Annotated in this window: 7 protein-coding genes; 6 read left to right on the top strand and 1 reads right to left on the bottom strand. The window is 27.5% G+C overall.

Annotated elements, in window-relative coordinates; all coding sequences use genetic code 11:
- The 4 genes from KHW44_RS04265 to KHW44_RS04250 form a co-directional block, all read left to right on the top strand.
- A partial coding sequence (locus KHW44_RS04265; RefSeq protein WP_304066368.1) for an ATP-binding cassette domain-containing protein occupies positions 1 to 847 on the top strand: 847 nt, incomplete at its 5' end.
- Positions 844 to 1,614, top strand: a complete 771-nt coding sequence (locus KHW44_RS04260; RefSeq protein WP_002835209.1) for an ABC transporter permease — start codon at positions 844 to 846, stop codon at positions 1,612 to 1,614. The genes KHW44_RS04265 and KHW44_RS04260, both read left to right, overlap by 4 nt.
- 1 nt (position 1,615) lies before the next feature.
- Positions 1,616 to 2,386, top strand: a complete 771-nt coding sequence (locus tag KHW44_RS04255) for an ABC-2 family transporter protein (RefSeq protein ID WP_230454531.1) — start codon at positions 1,616 to 1,618, stop codon at positions 2,384 to 2,386.
- A 288-nt stretch (positions 2,387 to 2,674) separates the two neighbouring features.
- Entirely contained in the window at positions 2,675 to 4,144 is a 1,470-nt protein-coding gene (locus KHW44_RS04250) for an ABC transporter ATP-binding protein (protein WP_154272374.1), read from the top strand.
- Positions 4,145 to 4,146: 2 nt separating this feature from the next.
- Here KHW44_RS04250 and KHW44_RS04245 read toward each other — a convergent pair whose 3' ends face one another.
- A complete protein-coding gene (locus tag KHW44_RS04245) occupies positions 4,147 to 5,055 on the bottom strand; it encodes a DMT family transporter (RefSeq protein WP_002835205.1) in 909 nt (302 codons plus the stop codon).
- Between the two features lie 112 nt (positions 5,056 to 5,167).
- Here KHW44_RS04245 and KHW44_RS04240 point away from each other — a divergent pair, with 112 nt between their 5' ends.
- Entirely contained in the window at positions 5,168 to 6,709 is a 1,542-nt protein-coding gene (locus KHW44_RS04240) for an ABC transporter ATP-binding protein (RefSeq protein WP_002835204.1), read from the top strand.
- Positions 6,702 to 7,737, top strand: a 1,036-nt coding sequence (locus tag KHW44_RS04235) for a multidrug ABC transporter (RefSeq protein ID WP_304066357.1), incomplete at its 3' end; no start/stop codon positions are given. The genes KHW44_RS04240 and KHW44_RS04235, both read left to right, overlap by 8 nt.

Raw genomic sequence — 7,737 nt, 5'->3', positions numbered from 1 at the left:
AACTATCGTGAATGCAGTGAAGAAGATTTCTTTTAAAATTGAAGATGGAGAAAGAGTCGGACTCATAGGGCTTAATGGAGCTGGAAAGACTACTACGATTAAAATGATGACGGGAATTTTGTATCCAACGGATGGTTTCATAAAAGTGAATGGATTCACTCCGTCTGATAGGAAAAAGGAATTCTTGAATGAGATTGGAGTATCAATGGGACAACGTTCGTGTATGTTTTACGATATTGATGTGATAGAATCTTTCAAGTATTTCAAAGAAGTTTATGAAATTTCAGATGAGGATTTTGAGGAAAGATTACAAGAATTTGATAAAGTTCTTGGACTTTCGCAACTTTTACATACTCCTGTAAGAAAATTGTCTTTCGGTCAGAGGATGAAGTGTGAATTGGCGGTGAGCCTTATTCATTTGCCGCGAACAATATTTTTGGATGAGCCTACTATTGGTCTTGATGTTGTGGTTCAAGAAAATATATTTGAGTTTTTGAATATGATAAACCAAAAATACAATTCTACGATCATATTGACCACACATGAGATAGAAAATATAGATAAATTTTGCCCTAGAATTATAGTGCTAAATCATGGAGAAGTGATTTACGATGGAAGGTGCAATAAATTTTTGGATAGAGATAAGTACAGAAAACTAACCGTATCTTCTAAATACGTTGAGTATTTGAAGGATTTTAATCCAGACATCGAAAATGAGAAGGCGACAGTTTTATTGACAACCGATCAGTTAAATAGTGTAGATATTTCAAACTTTTCTAAGTCCGAATTCACCATCGAAGAATTGAGCTTGGAAGATGTTTTGAAAACTAAATTGAGGGTTGAATGATGAAATTATTTGCTTGTTCTCTAAGAATCGCTCTGAAAAAGATGTTTGCTTATCCAAATGAAATAATCATGATATTTTTTCACAGCCTTTTCCAATTATTGTCGACAATTTTGTTTTGGGTTGTGTTATTTGACAATGTAGATTCTTTTGGATACGACAAATCTTTCATATATTTGTTGGCAATGGTCGGGATGTTATCGTCAGCCATCGAAGAAATGTTTTTCGGACTCAGAGATTTTGAGTGGTTAGTGCGTGACGGAAGTTTGGATAGGTATTTGTATCGCCCTCAAAATACTTTGTTTATGATAATGATAGAAAATATTCCTCTTGTTGCATTCATTGAACAACTAGTGCTTGGAATTGTTGGAATAATTTTGGTAGTAGTGAAATTTGATATCGCGATTTCTTTTGTAGCTGTATTAAAGATGATAATTCTTTTAGTAATAGGGAACGTGTATTATCAAACGATTTATGCGACAATAACGATGCTGAGTTTAAGATTTGAAAAAATATCGACATTAAGGGATTTGATTTTCAATTTTAATTTTTCAAAAAATTATCCCACTACAATTTTTCCGAATTTTTTGAGAAAATTTCTGACTTATGTAGTTCCTGTTTCATTGATAGCATTTGTTCCAACACTAGCTTTAAGCGGAAAACCTACTAGATATTTTCCTCTAATATTAATTTTTTTAGCAGTGAGTTTGATGGTTTTATACATTGTGTACAATCGTGGGCTTAGAAGATATTCTTCAAATGGAGGTTAGAATGAAAAAATACTTAGCGTCTTTGAAAATAGAATACCTAAATTCAAAAGAATACTTTATTTCTTTTGTTTCCTCCATATTTTATATACCAATTACAATAATTGTTTATTATTTTTTGTGGAAATTCATAATGAAAGAACAAGCTGATATAGCAGGAATGAATTTTGACGATGTAATTGCGTATTTCATGACGATTTTGGTAGTGAAAAATTCAATATCAAATACAATGGCTGAAACTTATTACATATTTCAAGATATAAATTCGGGAAATATTGATACTCTGATAACTAAGCCAATTTATTATCCTCTTACTAGATTTTGCATATCTCTAGGAAGAGTTGTAATATCAATGCCTTTGGGCATAGCTTTTTGGATAGCAGTTCAGTTGTATTTTGACAAGTTTTCATTTGCATCACTTGGTTATTTTATAATATCCTTGTTTCTAGGATTTTGTTTGATGTTCCAAGTGCTATGCATTTTAGGATTACTAACATTTTGGTTAAAATCTGTACTTAGTCTCAGAGATATTTTCTGGTATATTCTGGCAATATTTTCAGGAGAAGTAGTTCCATTGGCATTTTTCTCCGGCAAATTTGAAATTATACAACACAATCCACTTGCCGGAATTTATTATATCCCTGCAAACATAATTAACTCAAACAATATGAAAGCTTTGATTTTGGAACAAGTAATTTACATCGTGATTTTTTCCGTAATAATTTATTTTATGTGGAGAAGAGGAATAAAACATTACGAATCACAAGGTGGTTAAATCTGTCTTTGACATTAAATAATCTATATGATACTGTAAATATTAATGACGGTGAGATTATTTATGTTTACAGTATTAAGAGAAGATAGCAGTGGCAGAAAAGATAAATGTCCAAAAAGAGCTTAAATATTAAAATATAAAAAGAAGGTACGTATCAAAATGAGCGAATATTCTTGAAATTGTTTTTATATCTAATTTTTGGGAATCAGTTCAAAATGTTTCCTCTTTTTTATAATGAGTACAAGAGTTATACTTTATTAAATAAAAACGCATTGGAGATGATAAATAATGTTGAAATTAAAAAGATATGTTTCAAATAAAAGCCTTGCCATTTATTGTTTGATAAATGGTCTATTAAAAATTTTGTTTTTAGTATCTCCACTTGTTGCAAAAAAGTTTATAGATAATGCAATGAATAAAAATTTTAATAATATGTTGATTTTTGGACTGATAGATGTTTTCTTATTTGTATTAACTCAGGTTGTATCTTATATATTTGATATTTTCAGTAAAAAAGTAGAAACATCAGCAATATCTAATATTTTCAAAGAGGTAAATGAAAATTTGGATACATATAGAGTAAAAGAACATTCAATTAATAGAGATAGGATTAATCAAGAAATAACAAATAATCTTACATTAATAAAAGGCTTTATTGTAGATATACCTGTTAGTATTGTATTTTCTATTATTACTATGATAGCAATATTTTTAATAATGTTAAAATTGTCTATTAGCTTAGCATTAGTTATGATAATTGTAGTCCCAGTAGGTGCATATATATCATATAAATTAGGTTATTTGATTTCAGATTATTCGGAAAAGGATTTAACGAATAATAGAGATATTAAGGGATATCTGCTAGATAAATATTCTATTACAAAGTCAGAAAGACTTTTAAAAAAAAAGCAGATGTTTGATATAAAAATTTTATTAGAAAATTATAAAAATACATTAAATAAAAAATATAAATTAGAATCTCTTGTAAATAATATGATGATTTATTTTGTTTTAAATGGTGTAATAATTTCTATGTATTTGATTTCTGGATATTATGTGTATAGAAATATGATTACAATAGGTACTTTTTATGCTACACAACTTTATGTGTCTAGATTTTGGACACCAGTAGAATATTTGTTTGACATAAGAAATCAATATTTAACAGCAAAGCCAGCAATAAATAGTTTTATGAATTTTATGGAAGTAAAAAAAACAAGATACAATTATGATATTATAAAAGAAATAGAATTGGTGAATTTTGAATGTTTGAGTAATAAAGGGAAAGTATTAAATGAAAAAATTTCTATGAAATTTGATAATAAAAATATAAATATAATTTCTGGAGATAATGGTGTAGGAAAAACAACTGTGATAGAATCTATTTTGAATTATACTGATAGATACAATGGAGATATATTAATAAATGGAAGAATATTAAAAGAGAGCTACTATGATATGGTGTACATATCATCTGATTATAATATATCTAATTTTGGATTGTTATCTGATAAAATAAATTTTTCTTCTGGACAAAAGAAAAAAGCACAAATAGAGTTAGCATTAAATACGGATAAGAGTGTTTATATAATAGATGAACCTACTAATTTTTTGGATGAAGAAAATAAAATCAAAATAGCGAATATGATAAATGAGTTGTATTTTAAAAGGAAAATAGTGATTTTGATTACGCATGATAGCGAAATTATTAATATGATAAAAAATAAGAAAATGTATTTTTTAAAAAAATCTGCATGAGATTATACTCGTGCAGATTTTTCATTTATTAGCATTCTTTGTTTTCTTCGATTGTTCATAAAATTAATCAAAGCTCCACTGAATATTAAAATATATCCTATTATACTTAAATAATCAGGAATTTGATGTAAGAATAAAAATCCGAACAATCCTGTAAAAATTATCGTCGAATAATCAAACACTGAAATTTCAGAAGCAGGAGCGAATTTGTAAGCCAATGTTATTCCAAATTGTCCGATAAGGGCTGCAAGTCCAACGCCGATAAGAGCAAGGATTGATGATGTTCCCATTGGAACAAAATTAAATATCATAAAAGGAATACATACTATACTCGAAAATCCTGAGAAAAAAGCAACGATAAACGAACTATTCACTCCTAGAGTGTTCAATTTTCTAACGCAAGTGTAAGCTCCACCTGCACAAATTCCACCCAAAATTCCTATTAAATATGGAAGGATTTCTTGGATTTGTAGTGTAGGTTTTACAACGAATAAAACCCCTACAAATGCTATCAAAATCGAAATTATGTGTTCCTTTCTCAAATCTTCTTTTAGGAAAATCCAAGACAAAATCAAAGTCGCAAAAGGAGCGAGTTTGTTGAGAACTGATGCATCTGAAATGAAAAGATGATCCAACGCGTAATAATTACAAAAAATTCCTGCAGTACCCAAACTTGCTCTCAAAATCAAAGTTTTCCATGGGATTGATTTAATATCGTGAAGTTCTTTTACTTCTTCTTTTTTATTTGATTTCAATAAAAGCGCGAATGCCACCAAAAAAGCAATCAAATTTCTGAAAAAACTTTTTTGTATAGTTGGCAAATCTCCAGCAAGTGGTATGAATAAATTCATAAGAGCAAATCCAAATGCTGACAATAATATTGCTATAATACCTTTAGTTCTATTATTCATTTATTACCTCCGTATTAATAAATGATATCATAAAACAATGTAGAATTGAAATTTATTCTATTTCGCAAGAGTTTATTAGGTGGTATAATCAAAAAAGAGAGGAATTTGTGATATGAAAACTAAAGCGAAGAAATATTTTATTTATTCAAGTTTGTTTTATGTATTTATTTTTGTGCTTGATTTTTTAGTGTCTGTAATTACATCAAATTTTGCAGACGAATTTGTAAAACTCAAAACAGTAGAATTTCAAAATACAATAAAAACTATGTTAATTATCATACTAGTATTTGGTGTGAAGTTTTTATTAGAAAAACTAATACCTTATAGAATAGAATTGATAAAACATCAATTAAAATTTCAGTTAAAAAACAACATACTTAGAGATATTTACAATTTACGAAAAGAATTATTGTTCGAATTGACAGGAGAGCAAGTTTTGCAAATTGTAGATAAGGATAGCGACATCGTAGCAAGTTTTAGGTTTGAATATTTAGTAGAATTTTTTTCTTCATTATTTATTTTTGCGATGGTACTTATTTCATTTTTGGTTTTAAGTTATAAGGTGACTTTTATTTTTGTTTTATTAGCTATTTTGCAAATAATACCGCCAATAATTACTAAAAATAGTTTATATAAGATTTACATGGATACTAGAAAAATAGAACAAGATACTACTAACTGGATTATTTCAGCATCAGAAGGAAGAGATGTTTTGAAAACTTTTAATGCGACTGATTGGTATTTTAAAAATAAAAGAAATTTAGATGAACTGAATGTAAATGCTGGTACTAAGGCTGAAATTGCATTTGCTCTTGAAAATGCTATGTATTCTCTGTTAGATTTGATTTTAAAAATAGTTAGTTATGCAATTATAGGTATAGCAATCTATAATCAGGAAATTACCATTGCTGATTCGGTGTTTATGATTATGTTACTGAGTACGTTTTATTCCAATTTTGAGAATATAACAAAATATATTTCGAAGGTTCAAGAATTCAATGTATCAAAAACTAGAATAAATAATATTTTAAATAAAGATATTAATAGTAACGATGTAACAGTTTCAGATACTGATTCTCTAATAGATTTAAAAATTGAAGATTTAGATTTTTGTCAAAATTTAAATGGAACAAATCTTAAATTAGAAAAAGGAGATAAAATTCTAATTTCTGGGAGTAATGGCAAAGGGAAAACAACCATTTTCAATTTGATTTTAGGACTTTTACACTCAAATAGCAAATTGGTTATTAGAGATATTCCAGAAAGACTTATAAGTTATTTAAATCAAAATGATTTATGTATTTCTTTTACAATGAGAGAGATTATGGGTATGCTTGAAGGAAAAGAATACGTTAAAAAAGTCCAAGAACTCTGCAATTATTTTGGGATTAAGGAGCTTGATTGGGGTAAATACTTAGATGAATTATCAGGTGGAGAAAGGAAAAAATTCGCATTAGCAGTTTGTCTGGCATCTGATAAGAATATACTTTTGTTAGATGAACCGACAAATCATTTAGATGATAAATCAGTGGAAAAACTAATCGGTATTTTAAGATCTGATTCACGAGAAATGATTGTAATTAGTCATGATAAAAGGTTAAATAAAATATGCAATAAAACTTTAGATTTAGATAGCGGTGATAATTATGTATAAGGATTTATTCAAGTCTATGAGACTTGGCGCAATATTAGGACTGATTAGCAATATAATTCAAGATGTGTCAGCAGTTTTCATAGCGACTGTTTTGGGAACTTTTACATCTGCAGTATTGAATTCAGATATAAAAATGATGAAATCTTCAATATATAAGTTGCTCATTGCTATTTTGATTACTGTAGTTTTGATACCTATTTTTCAGATTTTATCAAATAAAATTATCCTGAAAAATAGTTTTACTCACGAAAATTTGCTAATAGACAAATACTTAAAATTTGATGAAAGTATTTTAAGAGAAATAAAATCATATAAATTTGACAATATTATAGAAAAAGAAGCAACTATGCTTAGATTGAACTTTATATGGGCATTTCAAAATATTTCAGAAGCTTTAATAATAGTTTTAATTTTGATAATAAGCTTGAAAGAATTACCAATTTATTATTTCATATTCATAGTTGCTATGGGATTTTTAAGATTTGTATCATTTACTACTTTTAAGAATGAAGTTTCTGAATATACAAGAGACAAATATACATTTAAAGAGAATGAAAGAAAAATATTATTTTCTTGCTCTTTTGAAAAAGATTGGTTGAAATTTAATAATTTGTACGCAAAATTCATACAGGTATACAAAGAATTATTTGATGAATTTGTGAAAGATAAAGTAGCAAGAGGAGAAATGTATACAAAAACTCAAAACGCAGTAAGAAATTTAGCAGATGGATTGTTTTTAATACTAGTAGTGGGATTTGGAATTATTCTATGCTCTAAGCAAATTATAGGCATAAATTCAATAATAAAAGTTTTAGCTATGTCTGTTGTTATCAATAAATTTTTTGATTGTGTGAAAAAGTCCGTGGACTCATTTATTCAATTAAAAAGTTTAAAAGTTAATGTTGGAAAATTTTATTCAGATATTTCTCAAAAGAAGAATTTTGATAATAAAACAAATCATATTGAAATTATTGCTGAAAATCTAAGTTACACGGTAAATGACAAAAATATTTTAAAACCTGTAAATT

It is taken from the genome of Finegoldia magna, from assembly GCF_018371055.1.
GTDB lineage: Bacteria > Bacillota > Clostridia > Tissierellales > Peptoniphilaceae > Finegoldia > Finegoldia magna_I.
The sequence above is the reverse complement of the archived record's forward strand: the minus strand, read 5'-3'. Positions and strand labels throughout refer to the sequence as shown.

Bases quoted from the DNA above. Each gene is read 5' to 3' on its own strand.
- KHW44_RS04260 (WP_002835209.1), top strand. From the start codon at position 844: ATGATGAAATTATTTGCTTGTTCTCTAAGAATCGCTCTGAAAAAGATG.
- KHW44_RS04250 (WP_154272374.1), top strand. From the start codon at position 2,675: ATGTTGAAATTAAAAAGATATGTTTCAAATAAAAGCCTTGCCATTTAT.
- KHW44_RS04245 (WP_002835205.1), bottom strand. From the start codon at position 5,055: ATGAATAATAGAACTAAAGGTATTATAGCAATATTATTGTCAGCATTT.
- KHW44_RS04240 (WP_002835204.1), top strand. From the start codon at position 5,168: ATGAAAACTAAAGCGAAGAAATATTTTATTTATTCAAGTTTGTTTTAT.
- KHW44_RS04255 (WP_230454531.1), top strand. From the start codon at position 1,616: ATGAAAAAATACTTAGCGTCTTTGAAAATAGAATACCTAAATTCAAAA.